We start from the raw sequence: 17,335 nt of genomic DNA, 5'->3' as shown, positions 1-17,335 counted from the left end.
TCATGTCGGATGCCGAAATGCAAGATGCCGCCCGCCACCTGATCGCATTGGCCAAACGCCATGCCGAAATGATCGCAACCGCCGAATCCTGCACGGGCGGGCTGATTGCAGCCACCCTGACCGCCATTGACGGCAGTTCAGCCGCCGTGGACGGTGGCTTTGTTACCTATTCCAACGCCGCCAAGATGGCGATGCTGGGGGTCGACCCGGCCTTGCTGGCGGAATTCGGGGCGGTTTCTGAACCCGTGGCCCGCGCCATGGCCGAAGGAGCCCTGCGCCATGCTCCAGAGGCCACCATCACGGTCGCGGTTACCGGCATTGCCGGTCCGGGCGGTGGTTCGCCGGAAAAACCGGTCGGGCTGGTGCATCTGGCCTGTGCCGCGGAGAAACATCCGACATTGCATCGGCGCAAGATATTTGATGGTGACCGTCATCAGGTCCGCCGTGCCACGGTGCTCGAAGCCTTTGCCCTGATTGAAGACATGATGGCCCGCAATGATCAGGAATTCGGTTCGCCATAAACCTGATGGGCACGGGTTTCAAAGGCCCCCACCATTAATTTGACGGCTTCATTAAACACCATGCCGATCATTTTTTGCAAAATTGACGACTTGAATTCAAAATCGACATAAAAATCAAGCCAGGTACCGCCGTCTTCCGCCGGTTCAAAAACCCAGTGATTGTTCAGATATTTGAACGGTCCCTGCAAATATTCAACATCCACCCGGTTCGGGTGCTGCAAGGTGACCTTCGATGTGTACTTTTCCCGAAACATTTTAAAACCGATCACCAGATCAGCATGCAGGACATCGCCTTCGCGTTTGCGAACCCTTGATGCCGCACACCACGGCAAAAATTCGGAATAGGAATCGATATCTGCGACCAGATCGAACAACTGTTCCGGCGTATAGGGCAGCTTCCTGCGCTCCGCATGCGTCGGCAAGGCTGTTTTCTCCTGTCTTTTTTGCGTAATCGCCGCTTATTCGGCGGCGGTTGCCGTGGTGGCCAGTTTCTTTTCACGCGCAGCGCGCAGTTCTTCAAAGTCCCGATCCGCATGATAACTTGACCGGGTCAGCGGCGTGGATGCCACCAGCAAGAACCCCTTGCCGCGTGCCATCGAGGCATAATCGCGAAATTCATCCGGGGTCACAAACCGATCCACCGGCGCATGTTTCAGGGTTGGCTGCAAATATTGCCCGATGGTCAGAAAATCGACATCGGCGACCCGAAGGTCGTCCATCACCTGCCCCAGTTCATGGCGCTGTTCGCCCAGACCAACCATCAAGCCGGATTTGGTGAAAATCGTCGGGTCAAGTTGTTTGACCCGGTCCAGAATACGCAGGGATTGATAAAACCGCGCACCAGGGCGAATGGTTGGGTAAAGCCGAGGCACGGTTTCCAGATTGTGGTTAAACACGTCCGGGCGAGCCTTGACGACAATTTCGACCGCACCGGGTTTGTCGCGGAAATCCGGGGTTAGAATTTCAATGGTGGTTTGCGGGGCCTTGAAACGGATGGCTTCGATCACACGGGCAAAATGCGTCGCCCCGCCATCGGGTAAATCGTCACGGTCAACCGAGGTGATCACCACATGCTTCAACTGCATATCGGCAACCGCCATCGCCAGATTTTCCGGCTCGAACGGGTCCAACGCACCGGGCATACCGGTTTTGACATTACAAAAGGCGCAGGCACGCGTGCAGGTATCGCCCATAATCATGAACGAGGCATGTTTCTTCTGCCAGCATTCACCGATATTCGGACAGGCAGCTTCTTCGCACACTGTATGCAGTTTCAGCCCTCGCGCCAGATCGCGGGTCTCCTGATAACCCTTGGAGGTCGGCGCCTTGACGCGAATCCACTCGGGTTTGCGCCCGGACGGACGGTCCGGGTTCTTTTGCTTTTCCGGGTGGCGCAGAGCCTGGGCTTCGGTGCGCGTCGTTGACATGATAACCTCCGAAGGATGAGACGGGCGGCAATGTGCCGCCCTGTCACAGTTTTGTCAAACCGACATTCGTCATAGCCGGTCTGAAAGACATAGCCGGACCGCTATCCTAGAAGTGGATCGCCCGGCCATAGGCGTCAAGCACCGATTCATGCATCATTTCCGACAGGGTCGGATGCGGGAACACCGTATGCATCAAATCTTCTTCAGTGGTTTCAAGACCCATCGCCACTACAAAACCCTGAATCAGTTCGGTAACTTCGGTCCCGACCATATGTGCGCCCAGCAATTCACCGGTTTTTGCATCAAAAACAGTTTTGACCAGACCTTCGGCCTCACCCAGCGCCACGGCCTTGCCATTACCGATAAACGGGAATTTGCCAACCTTGACCTCATACCCGGCATCTTTGGCCTTGGCTTCGGTCAGGCCAACACTGGCAACCTGCGGATGGCAATATGTGCAACCCGGAATCTTGTGCGGGTCAATCGGATGCACATTTTTGACACCGGCAATTTTTTCAACGCAAATCACGCCTTCATGTTCGGCCTTGTGGGCCAGCATCGGCGGACCGGCAACATCGCCAATCGCATAAATGCCCGGTTCCGCCGTTCGTGAATATTCATCGGTCTCAATGACATTGCGATCAACCTTGACCTTGGTGCTTTCAAGGTTCAGCCCCTCGGTATTGCCGATCACACCAACGGCGGAAATCACCCGGTCCACCGTCAGTTCCTGTTTCTTACCATCCTTGGTCTCGATGGTCACCACGACATTGTCAGCATTGCGGTTCAGACCGGCAACCTTGGCTTCGGTCATTATTTTCATACCGTCCTTGGTCATCATCTTTTGCGCAAGGGCAGAAATATCCTTGTCTTCAACCGGCATGATCTGCGGCATGATTTCCACCACGGTCACATCGGCACCCATGGTGTGGTAGAAACTGGCAAATTCAATACCAATCGCGCCCGACCCGATCACCACAAGGCTTTTGGGCATTTTATCGGGCGTCATCGCCTTTTTATATTCCCAGACCACCTTGCCATCGGGCTCAAGCCCCGGGAACGAACGCGAACGCGCACCGGTCGCAATGATGTAATGTTTGGCCGTGTAAGTGCCTGCGTCCTTACCTTCAACAACGATTTTTTTCGGGCCGTCAAATTTGGCCTCGCCGGTAATCACCGTCACCTTGTTCTTTTTCAAGAGATGACCGACACCGCCGGCAAGCTGTTTGGACACGCCGCGCGACCGTTCCACAACCGCAGCCAGATCAAATCCCGGTTTTTCACAGCTCAGGCCGTAATTCTTGGCATGCAACATATTGCGATAAACTTCGGCCGAACGCAGCAGGGCCTTGGTCGGGATACAACCCCAGTTTAGGCAAATTCCGCCCAGATGTTCACGTTCGACAATGGCCGTTTTCAGGCCAAGCTGTGCCGAACGAATGGCCGTTACATAGCCACCAGGACCTGCCCCAATGATGATTACGTCGAATTGATTGTCCGCCATTTTGCGATCTCCCTAACCTGTTATCACGGAGATAACAGGTATTGAAATTCAAAAGCTTGCGGGGACTTACTAAAGCCCCCGCGCAACAAAAACCTCAGAGCAGCATGCTCAGTGGGTCTTCAATCAGCTTCTTGAATTCAGCCATGAATTCAGCACCGACCGCCCCATCGACCACACGATGGTCAACCGACAGGGTGCAACTCATGACGGTGGCGATGGCAAGTGCCCCATCCTTGACCACGGCGCGCTGTTCACCCGCCCCGACAGCCAGAATACAGCCTTGCGGCGGATTGATGATGGCGGCAAATTCCTTGATGCCAAACATCCCCAGGTTGGAAACCGAGAAGGTCCCACCCTGGAATTCCTCGGGCTTGAGTTTGCCGCTGCGGGCCTTGCCCGCAAGGTCCTTCATTTCGGTCGAGATTTCAGCAAGCCCCTTGCCGCCCGCATTGCGGATCACGGGGGTAATCAGACCGCCGTCAATCGACACGGCCACCGAAATATCCTGCTGCTTGCAGCGCAGAATGGCGGCATCGGTCCAGACGGCATTGGCCGCCGGAACCTTTTTCAGGGCAAGCGATACGGCGCGAATGACAATGTCATTGACCGAAATCTTGACCCCGTCTGCCGCCTTGTCGTTCAACTGCTTGCGGATCGCCAACAATTTGTCGATTTCGCAATCCACCGTCAGATAGAAATGCGGAACCTGCTGTTTGGATTCCGTCAGGCGACGGGCAATTACCTTGCGCATCGAACTATTCGGGATTTCCTCATATTCCGGCAAACCGGTCAGATCCGGGTTCCAGCCACTTGCAGCCGGTGCCGATTTGGCCGAAGCAACCGGGGCTTCGCCAGCCGTCTTGGACGGTGCCGCTGCGCTGGCCGGTTTGGCGGACATGGAGGCTTCGATATCGCGTTTGACGATGCGCCCCCGCGGGCCAGAACCATCGACATCTGACAAATCAACACCTTCCTGTGCCGCTATCCGGCGTGCCAGCGGGCTGGCCTTGACGCGATCAGTCGGTGATTTTGCCGCCGCAGGGGCCGGTTTTTCTACCGGGGCTGCTTTGGCGTCTTCGGTAGCTGGGGCCTTATCGACGGCCACTTTGGGCGCGACGGTATCAGCACCATCAAGTGCGCCCTTGTCCTCACCTTCTTCCAGCAACAGGGCAATCACGGCATTAACCGCAACTCCTTCACTACCTTCGGAAACAAGGAGCTTCCCGACCGTACCTTCATCAACGGCTTCGACTTCCATCGTTGCCTTGTCGGTTTCAATTTCAGCGATGACATCGCCGGATTCGACGGTATCACCTTCTTTAACATGCCATTTGGCCAGTGTGCCTTCGGTCATGGTCGGCGACAGGGCCGGCATCAGAACTTGGATCGGCATAAACGCAATCTCCCGGTAGCGGGGCGGCGCACTGTAACCGGCGCCTGCCCCTGTCCGTTTTCAATCAGCGATAGCAAACGGCCTTGGCCGCATCGACGATATGCTGGTCCTGCGGCAATGCCAGAACCTCAAGATTTGCCGCATAAGGCATCGGCACATCTTCGCCCGTGACACGCGCCACCGGCGCATCAAGATAATCGAACGCATGTTCCATGATCACGGTTGCAATCTCGGCCCCGATCCCGGCGAAATGCCAGCCTTCCTCGCATGTCACAAGGCGATTGGTTTTCATCACCGAACGCACAATCGTGTTGACGTCCAAAGGACGAATGGTGCGCAAGTTGATGACTTCGGCAGAAATGCCTTCTTCGGCCAGTTTTTCCGCCGCTTTCAGCGCCTTACCAACCATGATCGAGAAGGCAACGATGGTCACATCCGTTCCTTCGCGTTCAATCTTGGCCTGCCCGATCGGCAGGACAAAATCGTCATCATCGGGCACGTCAAAACTTTGCCCGTACAGCATTTCGTTTTCAAGAAACACCACCGGGTTCGGATCTCGGATCGCAGCCTTCAGAAGGCCCTTGGCATCGGCAGCCGACCACGGCGATACCACTTTCAGTCCCGGGCAATGCGCATACCACGAAGCATAGCATTGCGAATGCTGGGCACCGACGCGCGATGCCGCCCCATTGGGTCCCCGGAATACAATCGGGCAGCCCAACTGCCCACCGGACATATAAAGGGTCTTGGCGGCCGAATTGATGATGTGGTCAATCGCCTGCATGGCAAAATTGAAGGTCATGAATTCAACAACCGGCCGTAACCCCATAAAGGCCGCCCCGGTCGCCAGACCGGAAAACCCGTATTCGGTAATCGGCGTATCGATCACGCGCTTGTCGCCAAATTCGTCAAGCAACCCTTGGGTAACCTTATAGGCCCCCTGATACTGTGCGACTTCTTCGCCCATCACCAGAACATCACCATTGGCCCGCATTTCTTCGGCCATGGCATCGCGCAAGGCTTCGCGCACGGTCTGGGTTTTAAACGAGCTATAGGTTTTTTCGTCGCGGGTTTCGTTCATCACGCTCATGGCGCGCGGATCGCCCGATGCCCGTTCAATCGCACCGGATGCCGCCATCGGGGCCGCAGATACGCTTGCCGCAGCAGGTTCAGCTTTCTTGGGTTCATCAGCAGACTTTGCGTCGGCCTTGGAAGCCTGTGCACTGGCCGAAACACCATCAAGTGCCGATGCGTCTTCGCTTTCTTCAAGAATATAGGCAATCACGGCATTAACCGCGACATTTTCGGTTCCTTCGGCAATAACCAGTTTGCCGATCTTGCCTTCATCGACGGCTTCGACTTCCATCGTCGCCTTGTCGGTTTCAATTTCGGCAATTACGTCACCGGAGGCAACCGTGTCACCTTCCTTAACGTTCCATTTGGCAAGAGTGCCCTCGGTCATGGTCGGCGATAGCGCCGGCATCAAAACTTCAATCGGCATGATTCCCTCTCTTTCGGGAAATTATATGGTCAAAAGCGGTTTGCGCGACAGCCTGATCAGGCGTCAATCAGAATATCGGTGAACAGTTCCGAAATATCGGGTTCCGGACTGTTCTGGGCAAATTCAGCCGCCTTGGCGACTTCCGCTTTCACGGCCTTGTCGATCTCTTTCAGACCGGCTTCATCAACGATAGAGGCATCGATCAAAAGCTTTTTGACCATGTCAATCGGATCATGCTCCTTGCGCATCGTATCGAGTTCTTCTTTTGTCCGGTATTTGGCCGGATCGGACATCGAATGTCCGCGATAACGATAGGTTTTCAGCTCAAGGATATACGGCCCCTTACCTTCACGACAATGCGCAACGGCACGTTCACCGGCTTCCTTGACGGCCAGAACATCCATGCCGTCAACCTGTTCACCCGGAATGCCATAGGCCGAACCGCGCATATATAAATCCGGGCTGGCGGAATGGCGCTGGGCCGAAGTGCCCATGGCGTACTGGTTATTCTCGATGCAATAAACCACCGGCAATTTCCAGAGTGCGGCCATATTAAAGGCCTCATAGACCTGCCCCTGATTGACGGCACCATCGCCCAGATAGGTCAGACACACTTTGTCTTCACCACGATATTTGTAATTGAAGGCAATACCGGTTCCCAGCGGCACCTGACCGCCGACAATGCCGTGCCCGCCATAGAAATTTTTCTCTTTCGAGAACATATGCATCGAACCGCCCTTGCCGCGGGAATATCCGCCTTCGCGGCCAGTCAGCTCGGCCATCACCCCGGCGGGGTCCATGCCGCAGGCCAGCATATGCCCGTGATCGCGATAACTGGTGATCACACCATCATCGCCGGTAATTGCGGCCTGCATGCCGACAACCACTGCTTCCTGACCGATATACAGGTGACAAAAACCACCAATCAGTCCCATGCCGTAAAGTTGACCGGCCTTTTCTTCAAATCGACGGATCAGCAGCATGTCACGGTAATAGTTCAGGAGATCGTCACTGCTCGCCTGATTGTCGGCGCGCGTTGTGGCGCGTTTGCGTTTTGTGGTCGCCATATTTCCTCCCGATGGATGGCTTTGGCTTAAGCTTGCACTCCGAAGAGCCGCTTAATTCGGTACTTTACCACCGAAATGAGTACCCCAAACACCCTGCTCAGGCAAGGGGTCAGACACCCCTTAAGGCATTGTTTTGCAACGCACAATCGATTATAAACCGAAATGTGGTTATTTTTTGTATTTCTAACAAAACCGATATTCTCAGGCTTTTCAGCAACTTGCCGAATTGTTCTAAATCTCTCTCGTGATGATCTGGCACAAATGATGTGCTTTTATGAATATAATTTCACGAATTTGGCAAAACTATCTCGCACCCGCCATATAAACGGCCCACCGGATTTGACAGACCGTCAGACCGGGTTGTTATCATGGGGAAATAAGGAAAGTGCGCTGCACTCAGGGCAGATCATACCCATTGTGATGAAAAATAATCAGATCATCGCGGTGCGCGGTATTAAGCATGATCCGCGCCCGTTCATCGAGTAAATCGGGGTCAAGACTGTTGGAACGCAGGGCGCGCACCTGCCGTTCACGGTCCTTCCGCAACAGCACAACATCGTCCAGGACATGTGAAATCTCACTGACACGATCCTGCATGGACCAGTACGCCAGCACACCCCGATTACCTTCGATACTGTGGAAAATAAAATAAACCATGATGGTAAAGGCAATAACCGGGGCAACAGCCTGTCGGAACCGACGAAAAATCGAAGATGAAGACGACATCAGCTACCCTGCCCCTGCCATGCCAGAAAAAATTGTCTTGCGTCGTACGTAAACATATCGAAACGAAAAAACAACATGCGTTATTTCATAACGATTCTCTATATTTGCCGTCAGGACGTTTTCGGAAACACGGCGAGAATAGTTTTGATTTAGTCACACTAAGGTAAAAAGACCCTTAAAATCAGGACTTGTTATTTATCGCCATTATCATCAGCCAATGATACCTGAATGCAAAAAAGCCACCCCGGTATGATGCGGGATGGCTTTTTGTATCTGCGTCGCAGAAGCGACGAAATGCTGTTATCGCAGGATCGCACGCCCTGGGAAATAGGCCGAAACGCCCAATTGTTCCTCGATCCGGATCAGCTGATTGTATTTGGCCAGACGGTCCGACCGGGACAGCGAACCGGTTTTGATCTGTCCGCAATTGGTTGCCACGGCAAGATCGGCAATTGTCGAATCTTCAGTTTCGCCTGAACGGTGCGACATCACCGCCGTATAACCGGCGCGGTGCGCCATTTCGACGGCTTCCAGCGTTTCGCTTAACGATCCGATCTGATTGACCTTCACCAGGATCGAATTGGCAACCCCCTGCTTGATGCCATCGGCAAGACGTTTCGGGTTGGTAACAAACAAATCATCACCGACCAACTGAACTTTCTTGCCGACTTCCGCCGTCAATGCCGCCCAACCAGCCCAGTCGTCTTCGGCCATACCATCCTCAATCGAGAAGATCGGATATTTGCCTACCAGATCGGCCCAATAACGCACCATGCCATCGGCATCAAGGGTCTTGCCCTCGCCCGCCAGCACATATTTATTGTCCTTGTAGAATTCGGTCGAGGCCGCATCCAGCGCCAGCAACACATCTTCTTCCGGGCGATAACCGGCCGCTTCAATCGATTTCATGATGTAGCTGATGGCGGCTTCGGTAGAACCGATATTGGGCGCAAAACCGCCCTCATCACCAACCGAGGTATTCAGGCCATCTGCCGACAGGGCCTTTTTCAGGTTATGGAAGATTTCCGCACCCATGCGAATGGCATCCGCACCGGTTTCGGCGGAAACCGGCACCACCATGAATTCCTGAACATCAATGGGGTTATCGGCATGTTCGCCGCCATTGATGATATTCATCATCGGCACCGGCAGGGTGCGCGCAAACGCGCCACCGATATACCGATACAGCGGCAAACCCGATTCCTGTGCAGCAGCCTTGGCAACGGCCAGCGACACACCCAGAATGGCATTTGCACCCAGACGGCTTTTGTTCGGGGTACCGTCCAGATCGATCATCGCATGGTCAATTTCGATCTGTTCTTCGGCATCCATACCGGCCAGTGCTTCAAAAATCTCGCCATTGACAGCGGCGACAGCCTTGGTCACGCCCTTGCCAAGATAACGTTCTTCCTTGTCTCGCAATTCAACAGCTTCATGCGCCCCGGTCGAGGCCCCCGAAGGAACGGCAGCACGACCAAAGGCGCCAGTTTCGAGGGTCACATCAACTTCAACAGTCGGGTTGCCACGACTGTCGAGGATTTCGCGGCCGCGGATGTCAATAATGGCGGTCATGACGAAACAATTCTCCTTACTGATAGTATGGACGTCCCGTTCGGGACGCATCGGTTACAGCATAAAGAAATGCCGCCATGATATCACGGCGGCATTTTGATCAGGCGTCAAACATATCCAGACGAACCGGATGTGCCTTCGCGATGGCGTCAAGTTCCTTAAGCACGGCAAGTATTTCAGGAAGTTTGCCAAGAGGAATCATATTCGGACCGTCGCTGACGGCTGTGGCCGGATTGTCCGTTGTTTCGATGAACAGGGCGGCAACGCCAACCGAAACAGCCGCACGGGCCAGAACCGGGGCAAATTCCTTTTGCCCGCCCGATGTTCCGCCCTGCCCGCCGGGCTGTTGCACGGAATGGGTGGCATCAAAGACAATCGGATATCCCTGTTTCGCCATGATCGGCAAACCGCGAAAATCGGTTACCAGCGTGTTATAGCCGAAACTGGTGCCGCGCTCACACAGCATGACATTCGGATTTCCGGCTTCGGCAATTTTGTTGACAACGTTTTCCATGTCCCAGGGTGCTAGAAACTGCCCCTTTTTGACATTGATTGCCCGCCCGGTTTTGGCGGCAGCAACCAGAAGGTCGGTCTGACGGCACAAAAAGGCCGGGATTTGTAAAATATCGGCAACTTCGGCCACGGCCGCGCACTGATCGGGCAAATGAACATCCGTCACAATCGGTAAACCGGTGGTCGATTTGACGTCGGCAAGGATATCAAGTCCCTCGCCGATGCCGACTCCGCGTCGGGAACTGTTGCTGGTCCGGTTGGCTTTGTCGAACGAACTTTTATAAACCAGCCCGATGCCCAGCGCCGTTGTCAGTTCCTTGAGTGCAATCGATATTTCCAGCGCATGCTGGCGACTTTCAATCGCGCAAGGTCCGGCCAGAATGGCAAAGGGTTTGTCATTGGCGAATTCAACATTGCCGACCCTGACAGTTTTGATTTCGGTCATCATTCAATCCTTGGCAAATGACGCGCCATCACACCAGACGGCTGCGTTCCTTGGCGGCTTTGATAAAGGACACAAACAGAGGATGCGGGTCAAGCGGACGCGACCGCAATTCCGGATGGAACTGAACGCCAATGAACCACGGGTGATCCGGATATTCGATAATTTCCGGTAACCGGCCATCCGGCGACAGACCCGAAAATTTCATACCCTTGTCTTCAAGCTGTTTCATGAAGTTGATATTGACTTCATAACGGTGACGATGGCGTTCCTGCACGGTGTCCGAACCATAAATGCGCCGGGCGTGGGTCCCCTCGACCAGCTTGCATTCATAATTTCCCAGACGCATGGTGCCGCCCAGATCATCCTGCCCGGTCCGACGTTCTACATCGCCGCCATCGGTCGCCCATTCAGTCATCAAACCGACCAATGGCGTTTTGGCCGGGCCAAATTCCGACGATGACGCATCGGTGATTCCTGCCAGATGGCGTGCAGCTTCAAGAACAGCCATCTGCATGCCAAAACAAATGCCAAAATATGGTACTTTTTGTTCACGGGCATAACGGGCTGCGGCAATTTTGCCTTCGGCACCGCGTTCACCAAACCCGCCAGGCACCATAATCGCGTCCAGGTGACTCAGCATTTCGCCAAGATTGCCACCCTTTTCAAGTTCGTCGGATGCAATCCATTCAAACTTGATCCGCACCTTGTTGGCAATGCCGCCATGAATCAGAGCTTCGGTCAGGGATTTATAGGCATCGGGCAACTGGATATATTTGCCAACAACCCCGATGGTAACCTCGCCTTCCGGGTTACGAACAATATTGCAGATATTTTCCCACGGTGCCAGATCAGGATCTTGAGCCTGCAAGCCGAAATGATGCAAGACTTCATCATCCAGACCATAGGTGTGATAGCTGATCGGCACCTGATAGATATTATCGACATCATAGGCCGGAATAACGGCGGCTTCGCGCACGTTACAGAACCGGGCAATCTTGCGCAGTTCATTGATCGGAATTTCACGGTCACAACGGCACAGCAAAATATCGGGCTGAATGCCGACACTTTGCAGTTCCTTGACAGAATGCTGGGTCGGTTTGGTTTTAAGTTCACCTGCCGACGGGATATAAGGCACCAGTGTCAGATGTAAAAACAGCGTGCGACCATCGCCCAGTTCGTTACCCATCTGGCGGATCGCCTCAAGAAACGGCAGGCTTTCGATATCGCCAACGGTCCCGCCGATCTCAACCAGCACGAAATCTTCGGTCACGTCATTCTGGACGAATTCCTTGATCGCGTCGGTAATGTGCGGAATGACCTGTACCGTCCCACCCAGATAATCTCCACGACGTTCGCGGGCAATCACCGTCGAATAAATCCGGCCAGTGGTCACATTGTCTGAACGGCGGCACGATACGCCGGTAAAGCGTTCATAATGTCCCAGATCAAGGTCGGTTTCTGCCCCGTCTTCCGTGACATAAACCTCGCCATGCTGATAAGGGCTCATGGTGCCCGGATCAACATTGATATAGGGGTCAAGCTTGCGCAAACGCACCGAAAATCCGCGTGCCTGCAACGAGGCACCCAGTGCAGCCGAGGCAAGACCCTTGCCCAGCGAAGAAACCACGCCACCAGTAATAAAAATATAACGGGTCATGTCTTTGCCTCATTTCAAAGCACAACGCCTCGGTCCACTGAATCATGAACCGGGGATCACAACAATCAAAAAGTGAGGCGGCAATTTTGCCGCCTCTGGTATCGGTTTAAATGTTAGCGGGTCGGGGCCGCCGGGCCGGTGTCTTCGACCGGCTGTTCGACGGCCGGTGCGGGCACCTGATCCAGAATGGACCCCGGTTGGGATTGCGTATTGGACAACAGCGCCAAAGCAAGACTGGTCACCATAAAGGCCGCCGCCAGAATGCCGGTTGTGCGGGTCAGAAGGTTGGCCGCACCGCGCGAGCTCATGACACCAAAATTGCCACCGCCGCCACCGCTGCCGCCAATGCCCAGACCACCACCTTCGCTGCGCTGGATCAGAATGACACCGATCATGCTAAGGGCGAGAAGCAGATGAATTACCAGAATGACAGTTTGCATTGTCTCGAAACTCTTGTCCTTTTGTCCGCCGCACATTCGCAAATGTCCGACAGGCGATCATAAATTTGAAGGCTATTTAACGTGTTTTATTGCGATTGGCTAGGCGCAACTTTCAATAATTTGCCAAAAATCATCCAGCTTGAGGCTCGCCCCGCCCACCAGTGCGCCATCGACATCCTTAACCGCCATCAATTCACGGGCATTCGACGGCTTGACCGAACCGCCATACAGAATGCGAAAACCATCACCATCGGTAAAACGTATTTTCAGTTCCGCCCGGATCGCAGCATGGACTTCGGCCACTTCGGTCACACTGGCCGTCCGGCCCGTTCCAATCGCCCAGACCGGTTCATAAGCAATCACAGTATTTTGCGCGGTTGATCCTTCGGGCACCGACACGGCAAGTTGCCCATTAACCACGGCCAGCGTCGCACCCAGATCGCGTTCCTGTTCGGTTTCACCAACGCAAATCACGGTCTGCAATCCAGCCTTGTGAGCCGCCATCGCCTTCAGGCGCACAAGGGTCGAACTCTCGGCATGATCGGCGCGCCGTTCGGAATGCCCCAGAATAACATGGGATGCCCCCAAATCGCCCAGCATGGACGCGGCAACATCGCCGGTATGGGCACCCGATGCGGCAAAATGGCAATCCTGCCCACCCACAGAAACCGCACTACCATCCGTCACCGTCACAATATCGGAAATCAGGGTTGATGGCGGGCAAATCAGAATATCACAGCCCAGATCACCCTTTGCATTGGCTTTTTCAGCCAACCCACTGGCCAACGCAACACCGTCGGTGCGCAGGCAATTCATTTTCCAGTTTCCGGCGACCAAGGGGCGAATTTGCGACATAATCTTTATTGCCTTTCATATTTGGCGTCATTATAGCGCGGTTCTAGCACGCAAATCCGTTCGGGCCAAGTCCGTGAAGGCCGCTTGCGGCTTCAGACGCAAGGCGACCTGCAATCGGGTGTTGCCGCCCTATCCTCTCATCATTATGATGCGCCTCCAATCCCGATGGATTGTTTCGCACAATACGTTGCCGGTGACGCTGCACCGGTCCAAAACAACGACTTGTTAGGCTCTTGATATGCTTGTTGGCATTCGCAAATTTTCCCGATCCATTTTCGCCAAAATTCTGTTTAGCCTTATTGCGATCAGTTTCGTGATCTGGGGGCTGAATGCTTCCATGCTGGATCTTGGCAATGCCCGCGATGTTGCTGAAATCGGCCAACAAACGGTTTCGCCCGCAGAACTTGACCGCGCCTTTCAGCGCGACATTCAGAATATGCGTCGTGTTTTCGGACCGAATTTTGATCGTTCGCAGGCCATCCAAATGGGCATGCTGAACAACACGGTCGAAGGTCTGGTATCGCAGAAACTGTTACTGGAAAATGCCCGCGAACTGGGCATTGGCATCAGCAACGACAAGGTTCGTGAAACTGTCTTTGCGACCGAAAGTTTTAAAAACGAAACCACCGGTCAGTTTGACCGCGAACAGTTTTTGCAGGTTCTTTACAGCAATGGCTATACCGAACCCGAATTCATTGAAGGCGTTCGTGGCGATCTGATGGGGCAGCAAATCATCACCAGTCTGGGCGGCGCGGTTGCTGCACCGGCAGCGATGACCCGACAGATTGCCGCGTGGCGCAACGAACAGCGTGCCGGACAGTTTTTTGAATTGAATGCTGATGATCTGGGCGACGTGGCCACCCCCGGTGATGCGACCCTGCGCACTTATCATCAGGAAAACCCGGCCCCCTTCACCGCCCCTGAAACCCGTTCGTCCACCTTGGTGCTTTTGACCGTTGATCAGATCGCCGAAACGATTGGTGTCAGCGATGACGAAATTCTCGATGCCTATAACCAGCGTCTGGCCGAATTCCAGACCCCGGAAAAACGGGCGGTCGAACAGATTTTGTTTGCTCCCAATGAAAAGGAAACCGCCAGCGATGCGGTAACCGCTATTCGCAATGGTGCCGATTTCATGTCGGTTGCCATTGAACAGGCAGGCATGACGGAATCGCTGGTCAAACTGGGGGAATTTACCGCAGACAATATCCTGCCCGATCTGCGCGACGCGGTTTTCAACCTGCCGGAAGGTGAAGTTTCCGATCCGGTTGAAACGGCACTTGGCTGGCACATTTTGCGGGTCAGCAAAATCACCCCGGAAACCGTCAAGGGGCTGGATGAAGTCCGTGACGCAATCACCCGCGATGTCAAACGCCAAAAGGCCGCCGATCAGATTTTCGATATTGCCGCCACTCTTGATGACGAACTGGGTGCAGGCACCCCTCTGGACGAGGCCGCCGCCAACGTTAATGCCCGTCTGATCCGGATTGAAAATGTTGAACAGGGTGCTGATCTTGGCAACGACATTGCCGACAGTAATGAAATCAATGCCAAAATTTTTGAACTGGCCGAAGGCGAGGAAAGCTTCCTTGAAGAAACCCTCAATGGCGACCGGTATGTGGTGCGTGTTGATACGGTAACTCCATCCACCCTGCGCCCGTTTGAAGATGTGCGCGAAGATGTTTTGGCGGCATGGACGCAGGATGAAAAACACCGTCTACTGGTGGAACAGGCAGAACAGCTTGCTTCTGACATCAATGCCGGTGGTCAAAACATTACAACACAGGCTGAAAATCTTGGTCATAGCGTCGTGGAAACCGGCCTGACCCGCCGCACCGGCGAAGGCTTGGCCCCGGATGTCAGCCCGGCCGTTGCCGCAACCCTGTTCCAGTTGGAAAAGAGCAAGGCACAGGTCGTTCAGTCGGATGATCGCATTCTTGTCGTGACCCTGACGGACATCAATGAAGCACAGATTGACGGACTGGCCACCGACCCGGTCAGTACTGAACTGCGCAATGCCCTTAATCAGGATTTGCTGTCGCAATATCTGAATTATTTGCGTGACGATATTTCGGTGACGGTCAACAACAGTGTTGTCAATAATCTGTACGCACCACAACCGGCCGCCAATTAGGCCGGATATCTAAGGGCGGCCCGGTGATCGGGTCGCCCTTTTTGCTGTCTTCGGGATGTTTCGGGAAAAACACCATGGAAATCAAACCTGATTTCGACACATTCGCCAAAGCCTATCAGGATGGTACGCCGCAGGTGTTATGGACGGCCCTGACCGCCGATCTGGATACGCCGGTATCGGCCTTTCTCAAACTGGCCGAAGGCATGCCCAATGCCTATTTGCTTGAATCTGTCGAAGGCGGTGCAGTTCGCGGGCGGTATTCTTTTCTGGGTTTCAAGCCCGATCTGATCTGGCGTTGTTTTGGCGACCAGGCAGAACTGAACCGTCGTGCCCTTGCCGATGCTGACGCCTTTGTCACCGAAGAATCCAAACCGCTTGACAGCCTTAAAAAACTGATCGCCGAAAGCCATATTACCCTGCCCGAAAATCTGCCACCGATGAGTGCCGGTCTGGTTGGATATATGGGGTATGACACAGTACGACTGATGGAAAGGCTGCCGGACAATAATCCCGATCAACTGGGCGTGCCTGATGGCATTTTCATCCGCCCGACCGTGACCGTCAGTTTTGATACCATCGAGGATACCGTCACCGTCGTCACCCCGGCCCGCCCGCAAGGTGGGATGGATGCCCGGGCGGCCTATGATCTGGCCTGTGCGCGCCTGAATGATGTGGTATTAAATTTTCAGCGCAACCTGTTCATTGATCGCCGGTCACGGGCGATGCCCGATAGTCTGCCGGAACCGACCGTCAGCGTTGACGAAGCCGGGTATCACCAGATGGTCGAAAAGGCACGGGATTATATCCGCGCCGGGGATATTTTTCAGGTGGTGCTGTCACAACGCTATTCACTGCCCTATCGCCTGCCGCCCTTTGCCTTTTACCGGGCCTTGCGCCGGATCAATCCGTCACCTTTCATGTTTTATCTTGATGTCGGCGGTTTTCAGGTGGTCGGGGCCAGCCCGGAAATTCTGGTGCGCCTGCGCGATGGTGAAGTCACCATCCGGCCAATTGCCGGCACCCGCCGTCGCGGTAAAACACCCGAAGACGACAAGGCCATGGCGCAAGAGCTGTTGGATGATCCCAAGGAACGTTCAGAACATCTGATGTTGCTTGATCTGGGCCGCAATGATGTTGGGCGGGTGGCCAAACCGGGCACTGTGCGCGTTACCGACCGCGAAACCATCGAATATTATTCCCATGTCATGCACATCGTTTCCAATGTTGTCGGCGAACTGGATAACACGCGATTTGATGTGATGGATGTACTGAAAGCCGGTTTCCCGGCCGGAACGGTTTCCGGTGCGCCCAAGGTCCGGGCGATGGAAATCATTGATGAACTGGAACCTGTACGACGCGGCATTTACGCCGGATGCATCGGTTATATTTCGTCCGATGGATCAATGGATACCTGCATCGCGTTGAGAACAGCGGTGATCAAGGATGAAACAATCCATATCCAGGCCGGTGCCGGAATTGTCGTCGATAGCCAGCCGGAACTGGAACATCTGGAATGTCGCAACAAAGCCGGGGCTCTGATGGCCGCCTGCCGCGAGGCCCATCGCTTCGCCTGATTGCAA

Annotated in this window: 15 protein-coding genes; 3 read left to right on the top strand and 12 right to left on the bottom strand. The window is 54.3% G+C overall.

The window, feature by feature from the left end:
- Nucleotides 1-2: 2 nt before the first annotated feature.
- Nucleotides 3-521, top strand: coding sequence for a CinA family protein (locus tag Q8O73_RS06840; RefSeq protein WP_305556748.1), 519 nt, complete (start codon nt 3-5; stop codon nt 519-521).
- On the opposite strand, the gene Q8O73_RS06835 is transcribed toward Q8O73_RS06840, so the two are convergent.
- From Q8O73_RS06835 to tpiA, 12 genes are all read right to left on the bottom strand, one after another.
- Complete coding sequence (locus Q8O73_RS06835) at nt 500-943, bottom strand: type II toxin-antitoxin system RatA family toxin (protein ID WP_305556746.1); 444 nt, start codon at nt 941-943, stop codon at nt 500-502. The genes Q8O73_RS06840 and Q8O73_RS06835 overlap by 22 nt on opposite strands.
- Before the next feature lie 36 nt (nt 944-979).
- Entirely contained in the window at nt 980-1,948 is a 969-nt protein-coding gene (gene lipA / locus Q8O73_RS06830) for a lipoyl synthase (RefSeq protein ID WP_305556744.1), read from the bottom strand.
- Between the two features lie 106 nt (nt 1,949-2,054).
- On the bottom strand, nt 2,055-3,452 hold the full coding sequence (gene lpdA / locus Q8O73_RS06825) for a dihydrolipoyl dehydrogenase (protein ID WP_305556742.1): 1,398 nt from the start codon (nt 3,450-3,452) through the stop codon (nt 2,055-2,057).
- Nucleotides 3,453-3,546: 94 nt separating this feature from the next.
- Nucleotides 3,547-4,845, bottom strand: a complete 1,299-nt coding sequence (locus Q8O73_RS06820) for a pyruvate dehydrogenase complex dihydrolipoamide acetyltransferase (protein ID WP_305556740.1) — start codon at nt 4,843-4,845, stop codon at nt 3,547-3,549.
- 64 nt (nt 4,846-4,909) lie between these two features.
- The gene (locus Q8O73_RS06815; protein WP_305556738.1) at nt 4,910-6,346 is read right to left on the bottom strand and encodes a pyruvate dehydrogenase complex E1 component subunit beta; all 1,437 of its coding nucleotides are present in this window, start codon (nt 6,344-6,346) and stop codon (nt 4,910-4,912) included.
- A 56-nt stretch (nt 6,347-6,402) separates the two neighbouring features.
- A complete protein-coding gene (pdhA, locus tag Q8O73_RS06810; protein ID WP_305556735.1) occupies nt 6,403-7,413 on the bottom strand; it encodes a pyruvate dehydrogenase (acetyl-transferring) E1 component subunit alpha in 1,011 nt (336 codons plus the stop codon).
- Nucleotides 7,414-7,809: 396 nt separating this feature from the next.
- Complete coding sequence (locus Q8O73_RS06805; protein WP_305556732.1) at nt 7,810-8,139, bottom strand: septum formation initiator family protein; 330 nt, start codon at nt 8,137-8,139, stop codon at nt 7,810-7,812.
- Between the two features lie 300 nt (nt 8,140-8,439).
- Complete coding sequence (eno, locus tag Q8O73_RS06800) at nt 8,440-9,711, bottom strand: phosphopyruvate hydratase (protein WP_305556730.1); 1,272 nt, start codon at nt 9,709-9,711, stop codon at nt 8,440-8,442.
- Nucleotides 9,712-9,811: 100 nt separating this feature from the next.
- The gene (gene kdsA, locus Q8O73_RS06795; protein ID WP_305556728.1) at nt 9,812-10,669 is read right to left on the bottom strand and encodes a 3-deoxy-8-phosphooctulonate synthase; all 858 of its coding nucleotides are present in this window, start codon (nt 10,667-10,669) and stop codon (nt 9,812-9,814) included.
- 28 nt (nt 10,670-10,697) lie between these two features.
- Nucleotides 10,698-12,326 (bottom strand): CTP synthase, encoded by a 1,629-nt coding sequence (locus Q8O73_RS06790; RefSeq protein ID WP_305556726.1) that lies wholly within the window; start codon nt 12,324-12,326, stop codon nt 10,698-10,700.
- A gap of 113 nt (nt 12,327-12,439) precedes the next feature.
- Nucleotides 12,440-12,766 (bottom strand): preprotein translocase subunit SecG, encoded by a 327-nt coding sequence (gene secG / locus Q8O73_RS06785; RefSeq protein WP_305556725.1) that lies wholly within the window; start codon nt 12,764-12,766, stop codon nt 12,440-12,442.
- Between the two features lie 99 nt (nt 12,767-12,865).
- Nucleotides 12,866-13,621: a triose-phosphate isomerase gene (gene tpiA, locus Q8O73_RS06780; protein WP_305556723.1), complete on the bottom strand. Its 756-nt coding sequence runs from the start codon at nt 13,619-13,621 to the stop codon at nt 12,866-12,868.
- A gap of 238 nt (nt 13,622-13,859) precedes the next feature.
- On the opposite strand from tpiA, the gene Q8O73_RS06775 reads away from it, so the two are divergent.
- Together Q8O73_RS06775 and trpE are read left to right on the top strand one after the other, a co-directional pair.
- The gene (locus Q8O73_RS06775; protein WP_305556722.1) at nt 13,860-15,755 is read left to right on the top strand and encodes a SurA N-terminal domain-containing protein; all 1,896 of its coding nucleotides are present in this window, start codon (nt 13,860-13,862) and stop codon (nt 15,753-15,755) included.
- Between the two features lie 74 nt (nt 15,756-15,829).
- Nucleotides 15,830-17,329: an anthranilate synthase component I gene (trpE, locus tag Q8O73_RS06770; protein ID WP_305556721.1), complete on the top strand. Its 1,500-nt coding sequence runs from the start codon at nt 15,830-15,832 to the stop codon at nt 17,327-17,329.
- The last annotated feature ends 6 nt before the right edge of the window (nt 17,330-17,335 follow it).

This window comes from Thalassospira sp. (assembly GCF_030690045.1).
In the GTDB taxonomy this organism is placed as follows: domain Bacteria; phylum Pseudomonadota; class Alphaproteobacteria; order Rhodospirillales; family Thalassospiraceae; genus Thalassospira.
The sequence above is the reverse complement of the archived record's forward strand: the minus strand, read 5'-3'. Positions and strand labels throughout refer to the sequence as shown.